The sequence below is a fragment of the Polyangium sorediatum genome (genome assembly GCF_029946465.1).
Taxonomy (GTDB): domain Bacteria; phylum Myxococcota_A; class Polyangia; order Polyangiales; family Polyangiaceae; genus Polyangium; species Polyangium fumosum.
On sequence record NZ_JARZHI010000050.1, the window covers coordinates 1 to 23,106 of the forward strand.

General features: G+C 68.8%; 18 protein-coding genes. 7 read left to right on the forward strand and 11 right to left on the reverse strand.

What is annotated here, in order from left to right; translation table 11 throughout:
* The 5 genes from QHF89_RS35930 to QHF89_RS35950 all read right to left on the reverse strand — a co-directional run.
* A partial coding sequence (locus tag QHF89_RS35930; RefSeq protein WP_284721360.1) for a hypothetical protein occupies positions 1–228 on the reverse strand: 228 nt, incomplete at its 3' end.
* 169 nt (positions 229–397) lie between these two features.
* Positions 398–871 carry a pyridoxamine 5'-phosphate oxidase family protein gene (locus tag QHF89_RS35935; RefSeq protein WP_136933716.1) on the reverse strand — a complete coding sequence of 158 codons (474 nt, stop codon included), beginning with the start codon at positions 869–871 and terminating at the stop codon, positions 398–400.
* A 93-nt stretch (positions 872–964) separates the two neighbouring features.
* Complete coding sequence (locus QHF89_RS35940) at positions 965–4,063, reverse strand: efflux RND transporter permease subunit (protein ID WP_136972132.1); 3,099 nt, start codon at positions 4,061–4,063, stop codon at positions 965–967.
* Positions 4,064–4,096: 33 nt separating this feature from the next.
* Positions 4,097–5,284: an efflux RND transporter periplasmic adaptor subunit gene (locus QHF89_RS35945; protein ID WP_284721361.1), complete on the reverse strand. Its 1,188-nt coding sequence runs from the start codon at positions 5,282–5,284 to the stop codon at positions 4,097–4,099.
* A 5-nt stretch (positions 5,285–5,289) separates the two neighbouring features.
* Complete coding sequence (locus QHF89_RS35950; protein ID WP_136972130.1) at positions 5,290–5,985, reverse strand: TetR/AcrR family transcriptional regulator; 696 nt, start codon at positions 5,983–5,985, stop codon at positions 5,290–5,292.
* Positions 5,986–6,097: 112 nt separating this feature from the next.
* Between QHF89_RS35950 and QHF89_RS35955 the strand changes: the two genes are divergently transcribed.
* The 4 genes from QHF89_RS35955 (at position 6,098) to QHF89_RS35970 (ending at position 12,355) form a co-directional block, all read left to right on the forward strand.
* Positions 6,098–7,150 (forward strand): hypothetical protein, encoded by a 1,053-nt coding sequence (locus QHF89_RS35955; RefSeq protein ID WP_136972129.1) that lies wholly within the window; start codon positions 6,098–6,100, stop codon positions 7,148–7,150.
* Positions 7,151–7,238: 88 nt separating this feature from the next.
* Positions 7,239–7,928, forward strand: a complete 690-nt coding sequence (locus QHF89_RS35960) for a TetR/AcrR family transcriptional regulator (RefSeq protein ID WP_136933721.1) — start codon at positions 7,239–7,241, stop codon at positions 7,926–7,928.
* The gene (locus tag QHF89_RS35965; protein ID WP_284721362.1) at positions 7,925–9,154 is read left to right on the forward strand and encodes an efflux RND transporter periplasmic adaptor subunit; all 1,230 of its coding nucleotides are present in this window, start codon (positions 7,925–7,927) and stop codon (positions 9,152–9,154) included. The genes QHF89_RS35960 and QHF89_RS35965 overlap by 4 nt, the downstream gene beginning before the upstream one ends.
* A gap of 3 nt (positions 9,155–9,157) precedes the next feature.
* The gene (locus tag QHF89_RS35970; protein ID WP_136972128.1) at positions 9,158–12,355 is read left to right on the forward strand and encodes an efflux RND transporter permease subunit; all 3,198 of its coding nucleotides are present in this window, start codon (positions 9,158–9,160) and stop codon (positions 12,353–12,355) included.
* A gap of 13 nt (positions 12,356–12,368) precedes the next feature.
* Here QHF89_RS35970 and QHF89_RS35975 read toward each other — a convergent pair whose 3' ends face one another.
* The 4 genes from QHF89_RS35975 to QHF89_RS35990 all read right to left on the reverse strand — a co-directional run bounded on the left by QHF89_RS35975 (position 12,369) and on the right by QHF89_RS35990 (position 16,769).
* On the reverse strand, positions 12,369–13,124 hold the full coding sequence (locus QHF89_RS35975; protein WP_136972127.1) for a hypothetical protein: 756 nt from the start codon (positions 13,122–13,124) through the stop codon (positions 12,369–12,371).
* Between the two features lie 93 nt (positions 13,125–13,217).
* Positions 13,218–13,679, reverse strand: coding sequence for a thrombospondin type 3 repeat-containing protein (locus QHF89_RS35980; RefSeq protein WP_136933724.1), 462 nt, complete (start codon positions 13,677–13,679; stop codon positions 13,218–13,220).
* A gap of 95 nt (positions 13,680–13,774) precedes the next feature.
* Entirely contained in the window at positions 13,775–15,100 is a 1,326-nt protein-coding gene (locus QHF89_RS35985) for an acetyl-CoA hydrolase/transferase family protein (RefSeq protein WP_284721363.1), read from the reverse strand.
* 4 nt (positions 15,101–15,104) lie between these two features.
* Entirely contained in the window at positions 15,105–16,769 is a 1,665-nt protein-coding gene (locus tag QHF89_RS35990) for an FGGY-family carbohydrate kinase (protein WP_136972126.1), read from the reverse strand.
* A gap of 24 nt (positions 16,770–16,793) precedes the next feature.
* On the opposite strand from QHF89_RS35990, the gene QHF89_RS35995 reads away from it, so the two are divergent.
* Genes QHF89_RS35995 through QHF89_RS36005 form a run of 3 tightly spaced genes read left to right on the forward strand, consistent with a single transcriptional unit; the run spans position 16,794 to position 20,238 of the window.
* A complete protein-coding gene (locus QHF89_RS35995) occupies positions 16,794–17,783 on the forward strand; it encodes an ABC transporter substrate-binding protein (protein ID WP_136933727.1) in 990 nt (329 codons plus the stop codon).
* Positions 17,768–19,282 (forward strand): sugar ABC transporter ATP-binding protein, encoded by a 1,515-nt coding sequence (locus tag QHF89_RS36000; protein WP_284721364.1) that lies wholly within the window; start codon positions 17,768–17,770, stop codon positions 19,280–19,282. The genes QHF89_RS35995 and QHF89_RS36000 overlap by 16 nt, the downstream gene beginning before the upstream one ends.
* Positions 19,279–20,238: an ABC transporter permease gene (locus QHF89_RS36005; protein WP_136933729.1), complete on the forward strand. Its 960-nt coding sequence runs from the start codon at positions 19,279–19,281 to the stop codon at positions 20,236–20,238. Before QHF89_RS36000 ends, QHF89_RS36005 begins: the two co-directional genes overlap by 4 nt.
* 151 nt (positions 20,239–20,389) lie before the next feature.
* On the opposite strand, the gene QHF89_RS36010 is transcribed toward QHF89_RS36005, so the two are convergent.
* Together QHF89_RS36010 and QHF89_RS36015 are read right to left on the reverse strand one after the other, a co-directional pair.
* Entirely contained in the window at positions 20,390–22,114 is a 1,725-nt protein-coding gene (locus QHF89_RS36010) for a putative metal-binding motif-containing protein (protein WP_284721365.1), read from the reverse strand.
* A 29-nt stretch (positions 22,115–22,143) separates the two neighbouring features.
* Positions 22,144–23,097 carry a hypothetical protein gene (locus tag QHF89_RS36015; RefSeq protein ID WP_136972124.1) on the reverse strand — a complete coding sequence of 318 codons (954 nt, stop codon included), beginning with the start codon at positions 23,095–23,097 and terminating at the stop codon, positions 22,144–22,146.
* Positions 23,098–23,106 lie beyond the last annotated feature (9 nt).

Here is a 23,106-nt window from a genome sequence, read left to right on the forward strand (position 1 = left end):
GTCCATGCCGCCGCCGCCCATGCCGCCGGAGCCCGGGCCCATGCCGCCGGAGCCCGGGCCCATGCCGCCGGAGCCGGGGCCCATGCCGCCGATGCCCCCGGTCCCTCCCGTGGCGGTGCCCGTCGACTGGTCGATCTGGCTCCGATCCACCGCGGCGATGATCTCACAGCCTGTGCCGGTGGAAAGGAGGGCGAATGCCATCAAGGTCAGCTTCGTGGTCCTGCGCATGATTGTCCCTCTGCGCCGCGTCTACCACGGAGGCACGCCGGGACGAACGCAAAACCAGAGACGCCCCGAGCGACGTCACCCGACCGTCATGCAGGAAGGACGAACCCTCGCATGTCCCGGGTGAAACCTGTTCGGAGCCATGTTCTTGGCGGTTTACACTGTGACAAACTTAACGAACGAGCGTCGGTCGCGGCCGCTTTCGCGCGCCGTCCTCGAAGCGCCCGGTCTTTTCGGTGAGGTGGATACGAAAGAGGTGTGCGTCCGGGTGAACCGCGCCTTGACGGTGCGGTCCGAGCGGTCCGCGCGTGGTCTCGCTCGCCTCACGCGAGAAATATCGCTCCAGGAGGACCTGCAGCGCATGCGCGGCGTCCCGCCCGGAGAGCTCCTCGAACGTGCCCCACGCGATCACGCTCCGCCAGTGCGCGGGCCCGTCGATCTTCTCGACCTCGACGCAGACCTCCGGGTTTTCGCGCATCATCGCGAGCTTCAGGCCCTCGCCCGTGTGGCCGTAGATGTAGTCGTCCTCGTACGCGTACGTGATGGGCACGACGTACGTCCGGCCGCTGGCATGACAGCCGAGGTGGGCGATCATTGCGGTCCCGAGGACCCGTTCGATCTCGTCCGAGCTGAGCTTGCCGACCATGAGCGCGCGCGCCTCCTCTCGCAGCAGGGCAGCGGCTCCTTTGGGCTTTCGGGGAGGGACGTCAACAAGCGGGGCCGCGTGGGCCCCGTTTGCTCATTCGGCAGCGGGCGCGGGCTCGGCGTCGCCCTTCACGATGCCGCGCGCCCGGAGCCACGCCTTCGCATTCTCGATGGCGAGGTACAGCGCAGGGATCACGATCAGCGAGAGCAACGTCGAGCTCACGACGCCGCCGATGACCGCGATGGCCATCGGCGCGCGGAACTCGCTGCCTTCGCCGTTCGAGAGGGCGGTCGGCAGCATGCCGAGCACCATCGCAGCGCTCGTCATCAGGATCGGACGGAGCCTTTCCGGCCCAGCCTCCAGGATGGCCTGCAGCGGCGTCTCGTTGTTCTCGCGCACGCGCACGATCGCCCGGTCGACGAGCAAGATCGCGTTCTTCGTGACCAGGCCCATGAGCAGGATGATCCCGATCATCGCGCCCATGGCCATCGACGTATCCATCAGGAAGAGCCCCAGGATCGCGCCGACGAGCGCGAGCGGCAGGGTCATCATGATCGTCAGCGGGTGGATGAAGCTCTCGAACTGCGACGCGAGCACGAGGTAGATGAAGATCACCGCGAGCAGGAGCGCCGTCCCCATCGAGGAGTTCGTGTCGTTCATCTGCTCGATCTGCCCGTCGTAGGCGAGCGACGTGCCCTTCGGCTTCTGCAGCGCGTCGATCTTCGGCATGAGCTCGCCCACGATCTCGCCGAGCGAGCGGCCCCGCGGCGACGCCCACACGGCGATCTGCCGCTGCCGATCCTCACGCTCGATCACCTGCGGACCCTCGCCCATTTCGAGCCGCGCGATATCCGCGAGCGCCACCGCACCCCGCGGCGACCACAACGTGAGCCGCGAAAGCTCGGCCGGAGACGCCCGATCCTCCTCGCGCATCTGCACGCGGATCGGCACCTCGTCCTTGCCTTGCCGGAGCTTGCTCGCCTCCTCGCCCTCGATCGCGGTGCGCAGCGTCATCGCCACCTGCGCCACGCTGATGCCCTGATCGGCCGCGCGCTGCCGGTCCACCTTCACCCGCATCTCGGGCCTGCCGGGCGAGAACTTCACCTGCACGTCCGTCACGCCCACCGTGCTCTGGAGGGCGCCTGCGACCTGATCGGCCAGCGCGCGGATGTCGTCGTACGACTCGCCCCGCACGTTGATCATGATGGGCGCCTGCACGCCCGCGCCCTCCACGAACTCGGGCTCCGTGATGACCACGTTGGCCCCGGGCACGGCCTTCACAATCGCGCGCACGTCATCCTTGATCGCGTCGAGCGGCATCGTCCGCTCGTGTTTTTTCGTGGTCAGGATGCGGTAATGCGCCTTGTTTACCTCGCCGTTCGGCCCGAGCGTCACGTAGAGCGTCTTGAGCTGCGGGTGCGCGAGCAGCTTTTTCTCCGCTTCGTGCGATTGCGTGGCGAGCTCGTCGAGCGACGTCCCTGCGGGCAGCTCGATCTCGACCATCATCTCGCCGCGATCCTCGGGGTTCACGAAGTCCGAGCCCATGAGCGCCATGAGCTGCCCTGAACCGATGAGCGTGCCGAACGCGAGCAGCCCCACCACGAGCTTGTGCTTCACGACCCAGCCGAGGAGCCCCCGGTAGGAATCGTCCATCGCGCGGAAGACCCACTCGAACGGCCGCTTGAGCCAGGCGAATGGATCCTTCGCCCCGTGCTCGAGCGATTTCGAGAACCGCGACGAGAGCATCGGATCGAGCGTGAAGGCCACGAAGAGCGACACCAGCACCGCGCCCGAGACCGTGAGCCCGAATTGACGGAAGAACTGGCCCACGATGCCGCCCATGAACGCCACGGGCACGAAGACCGCCACGATGGTCAGCGTCGTCGCGAGCACGCTGAGCGCGATCTCTTTCGTGCCGTTCAGCGCGGCTTCCATGGGTGGTTCGCCGCGCTCCAGGTGCTTGAAGATGTTCTCGCGCACCACGACCGCGTCGTCGATGAGCAGGCCGATCGCCAAAGAAAGGCCGAGCAGCGTCATCATGTTCAGCGTGAAGCCGAGCACGTACATCAGGAAGAACGTCGCCACGACGCTCGTCGGCAATGCGACCGCGCTGATCAGCGTCGAGCGCAGATCCAGCATGAAGATCAGGATGATCAGGATCGCCATCGCGCCGCCGAACCAGATGGCGATCTGCACCTCGTGCGCGTTCTCCTCGATGAACGTCGACTGATCCATGATCAGCGACGTCTTGAGATCCTCGGGGAACTGCTTTTCGAGTGTCGCGAGCCGGGTCCGGATGCCCTGGCAGATTTCGACCGTGTTGCGGCCGCTCTGCTTGACGACCTCGAAGGCCACGGCTTCCTCGTTGTTCACGCGGATGCGCGTGCGCATGTCCTCGAAGGCGTCTTGCACGTCGGCCACGTCGCGCAGCCGCACCGACGAGCCGTCGCGGGCCATCGACACCACGAGATCTCGCAGCGTATCGACCGCTTCGAGCTCGCCCATCGCGCGCACGCTGATCTCGCGCGTCCCCTGCTCGTAGCGCCCCGCGGGCACCGTCAGGTTCGCGCCCCGGATCGCCGCCACGATCTGCGAGGGTTGCACGCCGAGCGCGTCGATCCGCGCCCGATCCAAGAGCACCTTCACCTCGCGCTCGGCGCCGCCGCGGATGTTCACCGCCGCCACGCCGTCGACCTGTTCGAGGGAGGGCCGGATCACGTCGTCGGCAAAATCCCGGATCTGGCTCAGGGATCGTTTGCCGCGGAGCGTATAGACGAGCACCGGCGCCGCGCCTGTGTCGAGGCGCGAAATGACGGGCTCCTCGATGTCCTTGGGCAGCTTGAAGCGGGCTTGTGCCACGCGCTCGCGGACGAGCTGCGCGGCCTCCTGGATGTCCACGTCGAGCTTGAAGATCACGACCGTGGTCGACACGCCTTCCCGCGAGAACGAGCGCACGCGATCGATGCCGTTCAGCGACACGACCGCGTCCTCGATCGGCTTCGAGATCTGCGTCTCGATCTCGGCCGGGCTCGCGCCCGGATACACGATCGTCACGCTTGCGACGGGGAAAGACACGTCCGGGAAGAGATCCGTGCCGAGGCGCTGGTAGCCCACGACGCCGAGCACGAGCAGCGCCATCGCGACCATCACCGTGAAGACGGGGCGCTTGATGGCGATCGCCGAGAGGTTCATGAAATGTCCTCGTTCGCCTGGTGGTTCAGCCGATCACTTCGCGGGCGCCGCCGCCGCGGGGCCGAGATCGAGCGCTTCGCCTTCCTTCACCTCGGGGCTCGGGTTCGCCACGACGGACGCCCCAGCCTCGAGCCCCTTGCGCACGTAGAGCGAGCCGTCGGGCGCGACCGTGAACGAGACCCGCACGAGGTGCGCCTTGCCGTCCTGCACCACGACGATCTCGTCCTGCGCTCCGGGCCGAAGCGCCGAAGCGGGGAGCCGCAGCACCTCGATCGTCTCCGCTGCCACGATCTGCGCGCGGACGAACGAGCCCGAGAGCATCGCGACCTCGGGCCCATTTGGGATCTCCGCGATCACCGGCACCCGGCGCGTCTGCGGATCGAGCGAGCCGAGCACCGCCGTCACCTTGCCCGTGGCCTTCGGCGCGCCGTCGATCGACACCGCGGCGCCGACCTCGAACACGTTTGCGTCGTTCTCGGAGACCGAGGCCGAGAGCTTGAGCACCGACGTGTCTTCGACGTGATAAAGCGGCTCGCCCGGCGCGACGATCTTGCCGATGCCGTTCGGCGCGCGCGTCACGAGCCCGCCGAAGGGCGCCGTGAGCGTCGCATTGCCGACCGACACCGACGCGAGCCGCGCCTGCGCGCGCGCCTGTTCGAGTTGCGCTGCCGCGAGCAGCGCCCGCTGCGTCGCCGTCGTCTTCTCCGCCTCGGGCACCGCGCTCTGCTGGAAGAGCGTATCCGAGCGCCTTTGCGCGTCCTTCGCCATTTCGAGCGAGACCTCGGCCACGCGGACGCCCGTCTGCGCGACGTTCGCCTGCGCCGAGGACTCCGACGCGTCGACCACGCCGAGGACCTGCCCCGTCTTCACGACGTCGCCGATCTTCGCCTTGATCGCGAGCAGCCGCCCGCCGGCCTTGAAGCCCACGTCGGCCTGCTGAATCGGCTCCAGCGTGCCCGTCACGGCGACCCTCGGCTGCCAGCGCATCGCCTCGGGCTTCGCGATCAGCGTGCCGCCGCGCGCCGTCACCTTCGGAGGCGCCGCTGGATTGCCGGGCGCCGCGGCGTGCTCGGCCGTCACGGCCGATTGCGCTTCGAGCGCCTTTTTCTGGGCGATCTTGGCCTTCACCCGGACCCCGATCAGCCCCCCGGTGCCCAGCACGATCGCAAGGGCGATCAGCTTGCCGGCGCCAAACTTTTTCGTCGTACCCGTCGTTGCCACGGTGCTCATCCTGCCTTCGCCCTCGACCTGGGTTCTCGCGGGCTCTCCTCCCGCTCCCGGTTCTTCGTGACCGTCCGGTCAACTACCGCGCTCGCCGCCACGGAGAAGAGCCCGCGCGTGAGCAAATCCTGCGCTTGACGCGCCCAGCCCTCGATGTCCGGGCGTCGCGGCTGCCTGATGATCTCGCGCACCAGCCGCTCGTGCGTGCCTGCGATGAGCCGCGCGACGATCGCCGGCTCGATGTCGTCGCGGTAGAGCCCCACCTCCACGCTGTGCCGCAGCCAGGTCTCGCTCTGCCGCTCGATTCGATCGGTGAACGCGTCGATCAGGTACGCATACGGCGTCCCGCCTCCCCCGGTCAGGATCATCCCCAAGATCCCGCGGTTTTGCCAGCAAAACTCGAGCAGGTCGACGACGTGGGTGAGGCGGCTCTCCTGGAGCGCCTCGAGGTCCTCGGCCGGCGGGCACTCATCGAAGCGCGCGGCCTCCACGCACGACGCGAGCCGCGCCACGACGCCCTCCACGATCTGCCGGAAGCAGTCCTGCTTGCTCTTGAAATGCAGGTAGAACGCGCCCTTCGACACGCCTGCTCGGATCGTGATGTCTTCGACCTTGGCTGCGGCCAGGCCGTTCTCGGCGAAGATCGCTTCAGCGGCCCGGAGGAGGTCGATGCGCGCGCGTGGGTCGGCGATACGAGGCATTACTGACCGGTGGGTCACTATGGGGGGATGGCCCTTTCCGGTCAAGAGGGCTCGGGCCCCCTCGGCTTCCGCGATACGATGGGGCGTCCTTGCTTCTCCGAGGAGGCTTCCCATGCGTATGCTCCCCCGTTTGTCGCTTGGTCTCGCGGCGGCGTTTTCGCTCGTCTTCGCGGCCCCACAGCCTGCCGACGCCTGCACGCCCCCGCTGCCGGGCCTCTACAACCACATCCCCGAGAACGGGGCAACGTACCCCGTGAACGCGGCGTTGTTCTTTTCAGGTCATTCGATCTCGCTCGACGCCGTCACGGTCACCGTCGACGGCTACCCCGCGTCGTTCGTGCCGGTCGCGGACGCGGCGCTCCAGGGGCTCGGCGGGTTCGTCGTGCGCATCGACCCGACCCCATCGATCGGGCAGGTCGTGAAGGTGAACGGCGATTTCTGCACCGCGGGCGTGACGTGTGAACCGGTATCGATTTCGTTCACGACGAGCGCGCCGGACACGACGGCGCCGGAGCCGGTGAAGAGCCTGCTCTTCAACGTCTACGACTACCCCGATTTCAAGGCGAGCCCCGGGGATTGCCAGATCGACAGTGATCTCGCGTATTTTCTGCACGTCGACGCGGCTGCTGCGGCGGCGGATGCGGCGCCCGAGGTGTGGCGTGTCGAGGCCTTCCGGGACGCGGCGATGCAAGACCTCGCATTCACGCGCTCGGTGTTCGCGGGTGGCGCGCTCCGGTTTTACAAGCTCGCCCAGGAGCTCCAAGGCGCAGAGCCCGCGACGGCCTTCACGTTCCGCGTGACGACACACGACGCAGCGGGACAATCCGGCGGATCCACTGTGGTTTCGCTGCCTTGCCACGTGCGCGTCGACCCGCCCGGCATGACACAGTGGACCCCCGACGAGCCGATGTGGACCGGGGCCGACGTCCATCCCGGCGGCGTCTGCGACGAAAGCGGGAGCGGCGGCGGAGGCGGGAGCGGCGGAGGCGGCGGAAACGGCGGAAACGGCGGCGCAGGCGGAAGCGGCGGCAGTAGCAGCGGCGACGACGGTTCCTGCGCGGTCCGCGCCCCGGGCGACGCGCGCTCCGGGGTCGCGGGACTCGGACTCCTTGGGTTGATGTGGGGGGCTTCACGGCTTCGCCGTCGGCGCCCCGCAGCATCGTGACCCGATCTCGTTAGTTATCCCCCCAAATTCATCGATTTGCGGCGAACGGTCGTTGCCTTCGTTCAAAAGATGAGCGACGGTTCACCCCGTGAGCAACTCGTCCGCACGACGAACAGCGCTTCCACGTCGCCGTGACGAGGCCAAGGCGCTGTTCCGTAACGCGATCCTCGACGCCGCCGAGCACGTCTTCGCCAAGCAGGGCTTCCACGGCGCGCGCATCCAGGACATCGCCGACCACGCGCGGATCGCGGTCGGCACCGTCTACAACCACTTTGAGCAGAAAGAAGACGTGCTCCACGCGCTGCTCGAAGTGCGGCTCGAGCAGATGATCGGGAGCCTGCGGCCGCATCCCACGGATCCCGAGCCCTTCGCTCAAAAGCTCAGGTGCTGCGTCGTCCGCACGCTTCAGTTCGTCGAGGAGCACCGCGACTTCCACCAGGTCGCGCTCGACTGCGGGCTCTTCGCGAAGGGCACGGCCTCGGCCTCGAACATCCTCAAAGAAAAAGCCGTGGAGCACTTCGAAAAGCTCCGCGCCACCACGCTCGCCCTCGTGAACGAGGGGATCTCGTGCGGCGCGCTCCGGCAGATGGATCCCGTGCCGCTCGCGCGCATGCTCGGCGGCCTTCTTCGCGCCTCCACCATCGGCATGGTCATGGAGCAGAGCCACCCCAACCTCGAAGCCGAGGCCTCGCTCCTCGTGGACCTTTATTTGAACGGCGCGGGCAGGGCCGATCGCCCCGAGCGCCCGCGTGATGAAAGCAATCTTGGAGAACGATGATGCGTCTTGATCAACCCGCGTACGTCGCCGCGCTCGCGCTGCTTCTTTCGCTCACGCCCTCGTGCGCCAAGAAGAACGCCGAGCAGAAGGCCAAACCCGCGGAGAGCGCCACCGCCGAGCCCGCGCCGGCGGTCAAGTTCGCGAAGGTCACCGAGCGCAAGCTCTCGCCCACGCTCGAGTTGACCGGCACGCTCGCCGCCGACGAGACCAGCGAGGTCGCCTCCGCGACCTCCGGCATCGTCACGAAGGTCGAGATCGACGTCGGCACGCGCGTGAAGAAGGGCGACATCCTCGTGCAGCTCGACAGCCGCGATCCGGCCCTGCGCGCGCAGGCCGCCGACGCATCGGCGACCCAGGCGCTCGCCAAGCTCGGCGTGAAGTCGGGCCAGAAGTTCGATCCGAACAACGTCGCCGAGGTCCGCGCCGCGAAGGAGGGCATGGACCTCGCCGTGTCGGAGGCCGACCGGACGAAGAAGCTCTACGAGGGCGGATCGATCTCGGCGTCGCAGTGGGATCAGGCGCGATCCCGCGCCGAGCAGGCGCGCGCGCAGTACGAGGGCGCGCTGAACGGCGCGATGCAAGGCTGGGCAGGCCTCGCGGCCGCGCAATCCCAGGCGAACCTCGCCCGCAAATCGGTCGCCGACACGAGCATCCGCGCGCCCTTCGACGGCGCCGTCGCCGAGCGCCGCGCCACGGTCGGCGAGTTCGCGCCGATGGGCAAGGTCGTCGCCGTCGTCGTGCGCGACGAGACCCTGCGGCTGCGCATCGACGTGCCGGAGACGGACGCGTCGAAGGTCACCGCGGGCAAGGAAGTGACGCTCACCGTCTCGGCGCACCCGGGCAAGACCTTCAAGGGCATCGTCAAGCGCGTCGGCGCGAGCCTCAAGGCGCAGTCGCGCACGCTGCCGATCGAGGCGGAGGTCCAGAACGCGGACGGCCAGCTCAAGCCCGGGTACTTTGCGCGCGCGTACGTCGAGCTCGGCGAGGCCGACACGAATGCGATCTTCGTCCCCCGCGCCGCCGTCGGATCCAGCGGCAGCGCGAGCCGCATCTTCGTTCGTTCGGGCAACCGCGTCGTCGAGCGCATCGTCACGCTCGGCCGCGAGATCGACGGCGAGGTCGAGATCCGCGGCAACGTGACCGCGAACGACGAGATCGCGATCGAGCGAGTCGACCTCTTGCAGGACGGCGCCGACGTGAATGTCGCTGCGCCTGGAGCGAAGTAACCCATGCAATGGCTCGCAGCGATTTGTGTACGAAGGCCCGTCTTCGCGACGGTGATCGTGCTCATCCTGACCGTGGTCGGGCTCTTCTCCTACGTGCAGCTCGGCCTTGATCGTTTCCCGAAAGTCGACTTCCCGGCCGTCGTGATCACCACGATCCTCCCGGGCTCGGCGCCTGAGGAAATCGAGACCGAGATCAGCGACAAGATCGAGAGCGCCGTCAACACGATCAGCGGCATCGACGAGCTCCGCAGCTCCTCCTCGGAGGGCGTGAGCATGGTCATCGTCACGTTCGTCCTCGAAAAGGACGTCGACGTCGCCTCGCAGGAGGTCCGCGACAAGGTGAACGCGGTCCTCAACGAGCTGCCGCCGGGCATCGAGCAGCCCGTGATCGCGAAGATGGACCCGGACGCCGCGCCGATCCTCACGCTCGCGCTCTCGGGCCCGGGCAACGTGCGTGACGTCACGGAGACCGCGGACAAGGTCGTGCGCCGGCAGATCGAGTCGATCAACGGCGTCGGCCAGGTGACGCTGATCGGCGGTCGCCCGCGGCAAATCAACGTCTGGATCGACCCGGAGAAGCTCCAGAAATACAGCATCTCCGGCCCCGAGGTCGAGCGCGCGCTGAAGACGCAGAACATCGAGCTGCCGAGCGGGCGCGTCGAGCAAGGTGCCCGCCAGCTCACGCTCCGCACGCGCGGCCGCGTCGAGTCGGTCCGGGAGATGGGCGAGATCGTGGTGGCGACGCGCGACGGCTATGGCGTGCGCCTCAACGACATCGGCGAGGTCGAGGACGGCACGGCCGAGCCTGAATCCGTGGGCTTCAAGGGCCAGCGCGCCACGGTCGTGCTCAACGTCCGCAAGCAGAGCGGCACGAACACGGTCGAGGTCGTGAACACGGTCAAGGAGCGCCTCGCGGAGCTCGGCAAGCGCCTGCCCCAGGGCTACACGATCGACATCGCCCGGGATCAGTCCGAGTTCATCGAGAACTCGATCCACTCGGTGAAGGAGCACCTCGTGCTCGGCGCCCTCTGCGCGGCGCTCATCGTGTTCGCGTTCCTCGGAAACGCCCGGTCCACGATCATCGCGGCCGTCGCCATTCCGACCAGCGTCATCAGCACCTTCGGCGTCATGCGCGCCGCGGGCTTCACGCTGAACGCGATCACGCTCCTCGCCCTCACGCTCGCCGTCGGCATCGTCATCGACGACGCGATCGTCGTCCTCGAGGTCGTCTTCAAGCGGATCGAGGAGAATGACGAGCGGCCCATGGAGGCCGCGATCAACGGGACGAAGGAGATCGGCCTCGCCGTGCTCGCGACGACGCTCTCGCTCGTCGCCGTCTTCCTCCCGGTCGCGTTCATGGGCGGCATCGTCGGCCGCTTCATGAGCTCGTTCGGCTTGACCATGTCGTTCTCGATCATGGTGAGCCTCCTCGTGAGCTTCACGCTGACGCCGATGATGTGCGCGCGGTGGCTGCGCAGGCACGTGAAGAAGGGGAGCGACGGCAAGGAACAGCCCGCCGCGGCCCCGGCCGCAGCCCCGGCTCCGAGCCACGGACACGGGCACGCGCATGGCCACGGCGAGGCGAAGGGGATCTACGGGGCGATCGAGCGCACGTACGTCCGGGTCCTCCGCTGGTCGATGTCGCACCGCTGGGTGATCGTTGTCTCTTGCGTCGTCGCGCTCTTCTCGATTCCGGTCCTCGCGGGCCGGGCGAACGCGAACTTCCTCCCGGACGAGGACGAGTCGCAGTTCCAGGCGAGCATCCGCGCGAACGAGGGCACGAGCCTCGACGAGATGCGCCTCATCGCGACGCGCATCGTCGGCGATCTCGAAAAGATTCCGGGCGTCGCGTACGCGATCACGACCGTCGGCGACGACGCGCAGAAGACCCCGAACCTCGCGAGCCTCTACGTAAAACTCCTCCCCGCGAACGAGCGCAAGCTCTCGCAGCAGGAGCTCATCGACAAGGCGCGCGCGGAGCTCTTGCCCAAGTACGGCAAGGACTACCGGATCTCGATCGGCCCCGTGAACTCGATGGGCGGCGGCGCGAACTACCCGGTCATGTACCAGATCACCGGCCCGGACATGACGAAGATCTCGTCCTACGCCGAGGCGCTGCTCGCCAAGATGAAGACGCTGCCGGGTGTCGTCGACGCCGACACCGGGCTCATCCTCGGCAAGCCCGAGCTCCGCGCGCACATCGATCGCGAAAAAGCGTCGGATCTCGGCGTCAGCGTCGCCGACATCGCGAGCTCGTTGCGCCTGCTCGTCGGCGGCTACGAGGTGACGAACTACAACGAGAAGGGCGAGCAGTACGAGGTCCACGTCCGCGCGGTGCCGAGCTACCGCTCGAACGTCGAGGGGCTCAAGCGGCTCACGGTGCCCTCGATGCGCCTCGGCACGGTCTCGCTCGAGAACCTCGTGTCGTTCACGGAGGGCTCGGGCCCGTCGAAGATCGACCGCTACAACCGGCAGCGGCAGGTCATGATCATGTGCAACCTGCAGAAGGGCTTCTCGGAGCGCACGGTCATCGAGGCGCTCGACAAGGCCGCGAAGGACCTCGGGATGGAGCCGGGGTACAGCGCGAGCGCGACGGGCCGCTCCCGCGAGCTCGGCCGCGCCGCGAAGAACTTCGGCCTCGCCTTCCTGCTCTCGTTCATCTTCATGTACCTCGTGCTCGCGGCGCAGTTCGAGTCGTGGCTGCACCCGATCACGATCCTGCTGAGCCTCCCGCTGACGGTGCCGTTCGCGATCCTGAGCGTGATCATCTTCAAGCAATCGCTGAACATCTTCTCGATGCTGGGCATCCTCGTGCTCTTCGGCGTCGTGAAGAAGAACTCGATTCTCCAGATCGATCACACGCTCAAGCTGCGGGAAGAGGGCCTGCCGCGGCTCGAAGCGATCCTGCTCGCGAACAAGGATCGTCTCCGCCCGATCCTCATGACGACGGCGGCGTTCGTGGCCGGCATGGTCCCGCTCGTTGCCTCCAGCGGCGCGGGCGCGGGCACGAACCGCGCGACGGGCTTCGTCATCATCGGCGGCCAGACGCTCGCGCTCCTGCTCACCCTGCTCGCGACGCCGGTCGCGTATTCGCTCTTCGACGACCTCTCGGTCTGGGCGCGCAATACGTTCAAGTTCGGCAGCTCGAACGACGACGAAGCCCCCGACGCCAATCCGGCCCCCGCGCCGGGCGGCGAATGACGTAATCCCGCCTCTACGCCTTCGGCAGGGTATCGTTCGCGACCGAGCGTCCGACGAGCCCGAGCAGTACGCACATCAGCCAAACGACCCATCCGGCGATTCGCCATCCCGTGTGCTCGGGGACCGTCGCGGCGACGGCGCCTATGACGAGGCACGGAACCACGATGCAGCCGACGCCGCTCGTCTGCGCCTTGTCCGGCGGAGGGTTGATCTCGAATCGATCCCCCGCTGGGAGCAGCGCCGCCGCGTCGTCGGCCTGCCGAAAGGGATGGTTGCCGGCCGTGGCCTCGGGGAGCTTGCAGGCGAGGACGAAGCTTTGCGCGGGGCCGACCTCGAAGGAAAAGCGCTGACGGACGCCCCCGTCCTCGGTGGTGACCGACTCGGTCAGATGGCGGCGCGCGCCGCCGAAAGCGTGGACCTTGAGGCGATGGCCGACGGGCAGCCGAAACGTGCGGCCGCTCTCGTCGGCGAGGAGGACCTCCACGGTTTCGAGCTCGGGTGCGCCCGAGAGGTCCTCGGCAGACTCGACGGAAGTGCCCATGTTGACGCGCGCAGCGCTGCCGGCGTCGACGACGTGGACACGGAGGCGCGCGAGGCCTGGGCTGAGATCGCCGGGCGCGCGGACCTCGTTCTCGGCCTTGGCGCGCCGCTCGTTCTCGCGCTGGACCCGCTTTGATTCCCGGAACGTCGCGAGGGCAAACGCCAAGCCGACGAGGACGGGGACGCCGACGCCGATGCCGTTGCGGAGCAGGCCGGTGAGGTCGTGCACGAGGAGGAGGATATCCTGGGAGGGATCCTGCTGGAACGGTCGAGCCTGGACCTCAAGCCCGAGGACCTCGCCCCCGTGCCCTGATCCGAGCCTTCACTCCGCGCACGAAGGCCACGGCACGTTCCGGAGATAATACTCCCACGTCTGGAAGTTCGACGTGTTGCTCCGCTGTACCTGCCCGCTCGTGCACCAGCGATTCTCGGTCCAGGACGTCCCGCGCGCGAGGCACTGGTATTGCACCGTGGCCCGCTTCGACCCGGCGCAGCCGTGAAACTTGTACTGCAGGCAGCTCTCCATGTCGGGCGTGACGTTCACCTTTTGCTCGGAAATCACGCTCGCCGCGTCGCACGCATCGCCGCTCCCGTCGCCGTCGCAATCGGATTGCGACGGATTCGCGACGTGCGGGCAGTTGTCGGACATGTCCGAAATGCCGTCGCCGTCGCTGTCGATGGGGCCGCGGACCTGGCCCGCAGAGGCCACGTCGGTCGTCCCGGACATCGTCCCGAGCGCGGCGAACAGCACCGCAATACGAATGGCTCGCCTTGTTCCACGCATGTGATCCCCTGCGGAGCAGGAAGTGCGCCGAGCCTAGTCGTGCCGCTGGAGGCGGGCCAAATTCCAGCGGCCGGCGCCTCACATGACAGGGGAAATCAGGCGGGATCCAGGAAAACGTAGCGACGTTGCTTCGCGGCCGCGAGCAGATCCGCGCGGTGGTCCGGGTGCGCGATGTCGATGAGCGCGAGCGCACGCTCACGAATGTTTTTGCCCCAAAGATCCGCGATGCCGTGCTCGGTCACCACGTAATGGACGTCGCCGCGGCTCGTCACGATGCCCGCGCCGGCCTCCAGCGTCGCCGCGATGCGGCTCACGGCGCCCTTCTTCGCCGTCGAGCGCATCGCGATGATCGGCTTGCCCCCGCGGCTCCGCGCCGCGCCGCGGATGAAGTCCACCTGGCCGCCGATGCCCGAGAAGAACCGGCCCGCGAGCGTGTCGGCCGCGACCTGGCCCGTCAGATCGATCGCCAGGGCCGCGTTGATCGCGATCATCTGATCGTTTCGCGCGATGGTGAACGGGTCGTTCGTGAAGCTCGACGAGCGCATCTCCACGAAGGGGTTGTCGTGCACCCAGCGGTAGAGCGCGCGGCTGCCCATCACGAACGAGGTCACGATCTTCCCCGGCAAGAGCGTCTTCTTGCGGCAGGTGATCACGCCTTTGTGCACGAGGTGCATCACGCCGTCGGAGAACATCTCCGTGTGGATGCCGAGATCGTGGTGCCCGTCGAGCGCCGCGAGCGCCGCGTCCGGGATCTTGCCGATGCCCATCTGCAGCGTCGCGCCGTCCGGCACCAGGCTCGCCACGTGGCGGCCGATCGCCCGGTCGACGTCGTCGAGCGGCTCGGCCTCGCGCTCCGGCAGCTCGTCGTCGACGGGCACGAGGTGGCCGATCCGATCCACGTGCAGGAACGAGTCGCCGTGGGTCCGCGGCATGCGCGGGTTCACCTCGGCGAGCACGAGATCGGCCGTGTCGATCGCGGCGCGCACGATGTCCACCGAGACGCCGAGGCTCACGTAGCCGTGCTCGTCCGGCGGCGAGACCTGCACGAGCGCGACGTCGATCTTCACGCGGCCCGAGCAGATGAGCTGCGGGATCTCCGAGAGGAAGACCGGCATGAAGTCGGCGCGCCCCTCGGCCACCGCGTCGCGCACGTTCGCGCCGATGAAAAACGCCGTGTGGCGGAAGCGTTTTTCGAGGCCCGGCTTCACGTACGGCGCGGGGCCAAGCGTGAGCAGGTGGACGATCTCGTTGCCTTCGAGGTGCGTCCCCTTCTCGGTCATCGCCTCGACGAGCCGCGCCGGCTCCGCCGCGCCCGAGCCGATGAGGATGCGGCGCCCCGGCGGGATCGCCCGGATCGCGCCTTCGGCTGTCGTGATCTTGCCCGCGAAACGCTCACGCCAATCCATTCCGTTCCCTGCCATCTCGTCACGCGTCTTCGCGCATGAGCGCGCGGTACGCCATCTGATCTTCGTACATCCGCAAAAAGACCCGGTGCTTCCGGTCGTGGAAGCGCGCGACCTCGCCGCCCGTGGGCGTGACGACCGCGCCGGCCTCGCTCATCGCGCCCATCGCCGCGAGCACGGTCGGCTGATCGCCCGAGGCCACGGCGCCGAGGATTGCCGCGCCGAGCAGGACCGCCTCGGGCTCGCGGGGCAGGATCACGCGGCATCCGGTCACGTCCGCGTGTTCCCGCACGAAGACCGGGTTTTTCGTGTCCCCCCCCGTCGCGTAGAGCGCCTCGATCCGGTAGCCCGCCTCGTTCATCGCCGTGAGGATGTGCCGTGTCCCGTGCGCGAGCGCCTGGATCGTCGCGAGGTACAGGACTGCGAGCGCGTCGACGTCGTCCGCGAGCCCGAGCCCGCTCACCATGCCCTTGAGCGTCGGATCGGCCCGCGGCGAACGGTTGCCGTGGTGGTCCGGCAGCACGTGCACGTCGCGCGTGATGGCTGCCGGGAACGCGGCTTTCGCGGCGAGCGCGTCGAGCCGCTCGTTCAAGAGCGCGTACACCGTCGTCCCGCGCCGCCGCGCTTCCTCCGCGAGCTCCGGCCCCCGCGCGTGCGCATGCACGACGTGATCGATGAGCGCGCCCGTCGCGCTTTGCCCGCCCTCCGTGAGCCAGAGGCCCGGGATCATGGCCGAGTTGTAGGGGCCCCACACGCCCGGCACGAAGCGCGCTTCGCGGGAGGACGCCATGTGGCACGTCGACGTCCCGCCGATGAGCGCGAGCCGCTCCTCCATCGCGCCTTCGTCCGGAGCCACGCCCTTCGTTGGGATGCCAAGCAACCCGAGCCCGCCGGCGTGCGCGTCGATGATCGGCACCGCCACGGCCGTCCCTGCGCGGAGGCCGAGCTCGGCCGCGGCGCGCTCTGTCAAACCCCCTGCACGCTCGCCCATGGGCCGCACGCGCTTGCCGATGCGGGCGAACCCCTCGTCGACGAGATCCCCGAGGCCGATCGACCGGAAATACGTGTCGTCCCAGCGCCCGATGCTCCCGTCCGCGCCGGGCTCGTGCCCGAGGTAGGTCCACTTGCACACCGTGGTGCAGAGCGAACGCACGTCGCTCCCGGTCGCGCGATAGGCCAGAAAGTCCGGCAGATCCAGGAAACGCGCGGCGCGCCTATAACTCGCGCCGAGGTGCGTCGCGAGCCAGAGGAGCTTCGGCGTCTGCATCTCCGGCGAGATCACGCCGCCCACGTACCGCAGGACCTCGTGGCCGCCGGCGTTGATGCGCGCGGCCTCCTCGATCGCGCGGTGATCCATCCACACGATCACGTTCCATCGATCGTCGCCCGTGGGGCTCACGGTCACGGGGCGATCGCCCTCGTCGAGCAGCACGAGCGAGCACGTCGCGTCGAACCCCACGCCGACCACGAATTCAGGGCGATCACCCGCTTCGCGCAGCGCGCTTCGCGTGGCCTCACACGCGGCCGCCCAGATCTCGTCGGACGACTGCTCGACGAAGTCCGGCGCGGGGCGATGCAGCGAGATCGGTCGTACGCCGATCCCGAGCTTGCGTCCTTGGCCGTCGAAGAGGGCGGCACGTACGCTCCCTGTGCCCACGTCGATCCCGAGATAGTGACGGTCTTGCATCCTGGCCGATTATACTCGGCGCCCATGTTTGGCCGGACCCTTCGTTTCGCCCTCACGCTCGTCGCCGCGCTGCTCCTGCTCTCGTGCAATCGAAGCAAGGACGGAGGCGCGACCAAGATCGCCGTCATCCCCAAGGGCACGACGCACGAGTTCTGGAAGGCCGTGCATGCGGGCGCCGTCAAGGCTTCGCGCGAGATCGGCGTGGAGATCGTGTGGAAGGGCCCGCTCGCGGAGGACGACCTCAAGGGGCAGATCGACGTCGTGCAGAGCTTCGTCGCCCAGGGCGTGAGCGGCATCGTGCTCGCGCCGCTCAACGACAAGGCCCTCGAAAAGCCGGTCGAGGGCGCCGTGAAGGCGAACATCCCCGTCGTGATCTTCGACTCGGATCTCGCGGGGAGCGCCCACAAGAGCTTCGTCGCGACCGACAACCTCGCGGCCGGCCGGCTCGCCGGCGAGAAGCTCGCCGCGCTGCTCGGGCAAAAGGGCAAGATCGCGGTGCTCCGCTACCAGGAGGGCTCGGCGAGCACGCAGAAGCGCGAGGAGGGCTTCCTCGAGGCCATCCGGAAGATGCCCGAGATCAAGATCGTGAGCGACAACCAGTACGGCGGCGCCACCACGGAGAGCGCCTTCGAGAAGGCCGAGAGCCTGCTCGCCGCGCAGAGCGCCGGCAGCGGCGGCGTGGACGGTGTTTTCTGTCCCAACGAATCGACCACGTTCGGGATGCTGCTCGCGCTGCGGAAGGCGGGGCTCGCCGGGAAGATCAAGTTCGTCGGGTTCGACGCCTCGGAGAAGCTCGTCGGCGCGCTCCGAGACGGGCACGTGGACGCGCTCGTCGTGCAGGATCCCTTCAAGATCGGCTACGAGGCGGTGCGCGCGATGGCCGAGATCCTCGCCGGCAAGCCCGTCGCGCCGCGCATCGACACGGGCGCGGTGGTCGTCGACAAGGCGAGCCTCGACAAGCCCGAGACGAAGGCGATCGTCGCGCCCGACCTCGCGCCGTGGCTCGGGAAGTGAGCGGCGTCGTCGCGCATGGCGTGACGAAGGCGTACGGCGCGACGACCGCGCTCGCCGGCGTGGATCTCGACGTCCGCGCCGGCGAGGTGCACGCGTTGCTCGGCGAAAACGGGGCGGGGAAGAGCACGCTCGTGAAGATCCTGGCCGGCGCGGTGCGGCCGGACGGCGGGCGCCTCACGCTCGACGGCGCGCCGTTCGCGCCGAAAGATCCCGCCGCCGCGCGCGCGGCCGGCGTGCGCCTCGTCAGCCAGGAGCGCGCGCTTTGTCCGCACATGACCGTGGAGGAGAACGTCCTGCTCGGCGGAGAGCCCACACGGTTCGGCGTACTCAAGCGCGAGGAAGCGCGGGCGATCGCGGCCCGCGCCCTCCTCGCGATCGATCCGACGGGCGCGAAAAAACATCGCCTGCGGCCGGACGCGCTCGTGCGGGATCTCGGCCCGGGGGAGCGGCAGCTCGTGGAGATCGCCCGCGCCATCACGGAGCCTCGTTGCCGCTTGCTCCTGCTCGACGAGCCCACGTCGAGCCTCGGCGCCGACGACGTCGAGGCCCTCTTCGCCGTCGTCTCCCGCCTGCGCGAGGCCGGCCTCGCCGTCGTGTACATCTCGCACCACCTCGACGAGATCCGCCGCATCGCCGACCGCTTCACAGTGATCCGCGACGGCCGCACGGCCGGAACCGGCCGCGTCGCCGAGGCCACGCCCGCGGACATCGTGACCATGATGGCCGGTCGATCCATCGAGGATCTCTATCCACGATCGCCGCGCGTCCCCGGCGACGTCGTCCTCTCGACGCAGGATCTCGCGGGCGCGGGTTTGCCCGTGCGCGCGAGCCTCGTGCTTCGCCGCGGCGAGGTGCTCGGCATCGCCGGCCTCGTCGGCGCGGGCCGCACCGAGCTCTTGCGCGCGATCTTCGGCCTCGATCGCGTGCGCCGCGGCGAGGTGCGCGTCGGCGCGTACGTGGGCCCGGCTTCGCCCGCGGCCCGGCTCGCGCAGGGCGTGGGCCTGCTCAGCGAGGATCGCGGCGGCGAGGGCCTCGCGCTCGGCCTCACGATCGCGGACAACGTCACGCTCTCGCGGCTCGTGGGCCTCGGCCCGCTCGGGTTCGTCACGCCTGCGCGGATGCGCGCGGCGGCCGCGCGGTTCATCGAGAAGCTCGGCGTCGTCTGCGCGGGGCCCGATGCGCCCGTCGGCTCGCTCTCGGGCGGCAACCAGCAGAAGGTCGCGCTCGCGCGGCTGCTCTACCACGACGTCGACGTGCTCCTGCTCGACGAGCCCACACGTGGCGTGGACGTGGGCGCCCGCGCCGCGATCTATGCGCTCATCGACCGGCTCGCGTGTGAATCGAACAAGGCTGTCCTCGTGGTGTCGAGCGCGGCCGAGGAGCTCGTGGGGATCGCGGACCGCATCGCGGTCATGCACAAGGGCGAGCTTGGCCCGGCGCGGCCGGTGGGCGAGCTCGACGTCCGCGCGGTGATGCTGGAGCAGGCAGGGGCCTCATGAAGTACTTGCGTAAGTACCCGTTTCTCGGCCCGCTCGTGGCCGTCGTCGTCGTGTACGTGATCTTCGCGATCGTCGCGCCCGGCTCGTTCACCCGGGCGGAGAACCTCACGACGATGGCCGGCCAGACCGTGGTCGTGGGCATCGCGGCGAGCGGCATGACGCTCGTGATGCTGCTCGGCGGGATCGATCTCTCCGTCGGCTCGAACGTCGCGCTCTCCACGGTCGTCTGCGCGCTCTGCATGCGCGCGGGCGCGCCCGCGATCCTCGCCGCCGCAGCCGCCATGGCGAGTGGCCTCCTCTCCGGTCTCGTGAACGGCGCGCTCGTCACGACGCTGCGGATCACGCCTTTTATCGTCACGCTCGGCACGATGCGGGCGCTCCGAGGCCTCGCGAAAGGTCTCGCGGACGAGCAGAAGATCGACGCGCCATCCTCGGGCCTCGACGCCCTCGTCGCGCCGCTCCCGCCTGGGTATGGCTGGGCCCTGTTCCCGCCGGGCGTGTGGATCATGCTGGCCACGTCGGGGCTCGTGGCGGCCATGCTCGTCTACACGAAAGGCGGGCGGCACATCGTCGCCATCGGGTCGAACGAGGCCACGGCGCGGCTCTGCGGCGTGCGCGTCGAGCGCGTGAAATGGCTCGTCTATGGGCTCGCAGGGCTCTTCGCCGGGCTCGCGGGCGTGATGGAATTCTCGACGCTCACCGTCGGCGACCCGACCGACTCGGTAGGCCTCGAGCTCGAGGTGATCGCAGCCGTGGTGATCGGCGGCGGCTCCCTCGCAGGCGGCGAAGGCTCGGTCGCGGGCGCGCTCTTCGGCGCGCTCCTCATGACCGTGATCCGCACGGGATCGACCTACCTCGGGATCGACAACTGGGTGCAGGACATCGTCACGGGCGGCATCGTCGTGACCGCGGTCGCACTCGATCGCGCACGTCGCGCGAGCGAAACGCGCCGCTGACGCTGACGGTTCTATCCCCCCTGGCTGTTGGAAGAACTGCGCATCGCGCAGTTCTTCCACCCAAGGTCCAGCGCTGGCGCTGGTCCGGGTCCAGGGGTGGACAACCCCTGGTCGGGTCCGGGGTGAAACCCCGGCGGCTCCTCCTGGATGCTCATGGCTCGGCGGAGCGAGGGCAGCGGACGGCCCACGCCTCTTCCGCGAATGTGCCGAGGTGCTCGATGAAGAGCTCGACTTCCGCCGCGTCTGTGGGACCGAAATACACGCGGTGCTGCTCGTCCTTCTGGAGATCGACCACCGGGGCCTCGGAGAGACCTGCGCACGAGGTCGGCGGCGCCGTCTCGACGATCGGCAAGGTCTCGCCGCTCGAGGCTCGCTCGACGCGCACGGGGACCGCGGGATGCACGAAGATGGCGTGCTCGCCGTCGCGCGTCGCCAGATAGCCGACGACGCCCGATCTCTCGCCCCCCTGCGACGGCAGCGCCACGCGAAACGCCTCGTGGACCTCGTCGACGCTCGGCGGCGCCGTCGCGTTGTCTTTCGCCGCCACGACGTTCTTCGGCTCGCCGTGCTCGACGTGGCTGCACGCATGGGCCACGAGGGGCTCGCCCAGGTGAGGAAGACAAGCCTCCTCGCCCTGCTCGACCACCACGTGGCTGCCGCATCCGGCGAGCAGGAAGAGCGCCGCGACGAGCGCGAGCCCCGAGGGCACGGCCGATGCGCGGCGACGGCGCCGCGCCATCGAGAGCGCCAGCGCGGCCAGAGCGAAGCGAGCTCCCTCGCGGCCCTGCGCGCCCACGCGACAACCGCAGCCGGATTCGACCTCTTGGTCTCCGTCGGGGGCAGCCTTCGCCGCGCAGCGCGCCTGTGCAGCGTCGCAAGGGGAGCCCTCCGCGCAATCGGCATCGGTCGCGCAGCCGCAATGGTACGAGCCCAGCACCGAGACGCATCGCGCCCCGCCAGCGTCGCCCTTGCAGATCTCCTCTTCGTCTCCGTCCGACACGCCGTCGCAATCCTCGTCGACGCCGTCGCACGACTCGGTGGAGGGCTCTTTCGGCACGGCCGAGCATACGACCGGCGCGCCGTCTTCCGCGCAGGCGTACGTTCCGCTCGCCTTGCAAGCGCCATCACCCGCGTCGCAAGGGAGGCCGACGTCGTCGGGGACGCCGTTGCAGTTCGTATCGGCCCCTTCGCAGAGCTCGGTCGCGCCGGGGTGAATCGAGGGATTCGTGTCGTCGCAATCGCCGTCGTTCGGCGCGTATCCTCCGGGCGGGGCGCACATCGTCACCACCGCATCGCTCGGGTCGCCAAAGCCGTCGCCGTCGACGTCGCGCCCGTTGAATGTGACGAAATCCTCCACGTTCTCGATGACGAGCAGGGCTTTGGCCTGGGAGGACGGGCCGAGCACCACCCGATAGCGGACGAAATCGAGCTCGTACACCGCCGTGCGCTCGAGCGGCCCACAGGGTGTGATGTCGTGGAGCAGAAGCGGCACGAGCTCGCTCCCCGCCGGATCGAAGACGCGCAGCGTGACGTCGGGGTCCGAGAAAAACGCCCACGTGCCGGCGCGGCTCTCGTCGGCCACGCGGTATGTCACGGTATTCGCCTCGAGCGGCGTGGGCAGCGTGATCTCGTAGAGGGTGTGCACGTCGTCCACGTCCGGCGCCGAGGCGATTTCGGCGAGCCCCGCCGCGGCCTCGACGGCCTCGTAGGGGCCGTGCTCGGCGTGGAAGCACGAATGCCCCACGAGCGCGGGGCCGAGCTCTTTGCAATCCGGAGGCAGGTCGGCCGAGGCGGTATGCGGATGGAGCAGCGCCCACAGCCCCGCGAAGAGGTACGCGCCGCGGCGCCGTGACGAGCGTCGCGTGATCGTCGCCATTTCAACCGTTCCTTTCGTGAGCGAGCGCGTCATGGCACCACGATCTCGCGCTCGAAGATGACCTCGAAGGTCGGCTCGCCCTCGGCGGAGAAGCGCAGCGAGTATTCGTGGTCCTCGGCGAGCACGGCCGTCCGCGCGTTTCGGATGAGCGCGCATACGGGCGGCGCCTCGCGCTCGCTCACCGCGACGTCCTCGGCCGAGCCGACGTCGACGATCTCGAGCCCAATGTCGGCGTTCAGAAAGAACGTATACGTGTACGCGTCGATGGTATTGCCCGCGAGAGGGACCTTCTGCGACGCGTGCCCCGTGTAGGCTCCATCCATCCCCGACGACGGCAGGTGAACCACGTACCGCGCATGCGTCGTCCCCACCGCGGGCGCGGACGCGGGCGTCTCGGTGGCGACGACGTGCGCATGGGGATCCTCGAACGTGTGCCCGCAAGCGTGCTCGAGGAGCGCGTCCATGGCTGCCGTCGAAAACACGAGCCGGCCCGCATCGAGCCCCTCGTGCGCGTCGTCGATCCGCATGCCCGAGGCGCTGCGCAGCGCGCCGAGGTCCACCGCGTACGTCGACTCGTAATCGAAGGGCAGCGAGCCTCCGTCCGAAGGATCCGGTGGACCGACCGCGAGAACGAGCTCACGCGCGTCCTCGGACCATTGCGCTGGAACCGTCCGCGGAGCGCCGCTCGAATCGGCGATCGAGACGGCTGCGACGCTCGTGTCCATGGGCGCGCTGAACGTCACGCGGACGATCTTGCGCCGCAGCGTCACAACGCCGTCACGGTAGAGCTCGAAGGGGTAGACCGCCAGGGCGCCGTGCGGCGGATCCGCGGTCTTCACGAAGGGCCGTGGCTCCTCCACGGCGGCGTCGGGAACACCAGCGTCGCCCATCGGCTCCGCGCCGTCGCTGCAGCCGGCGACGAGCAGGCTCGCGAGAAGGGCGAGCCCGAGCCAAAAGGTTTTCGTACGGGTTCGTCCGCGCATGGCCGCTCC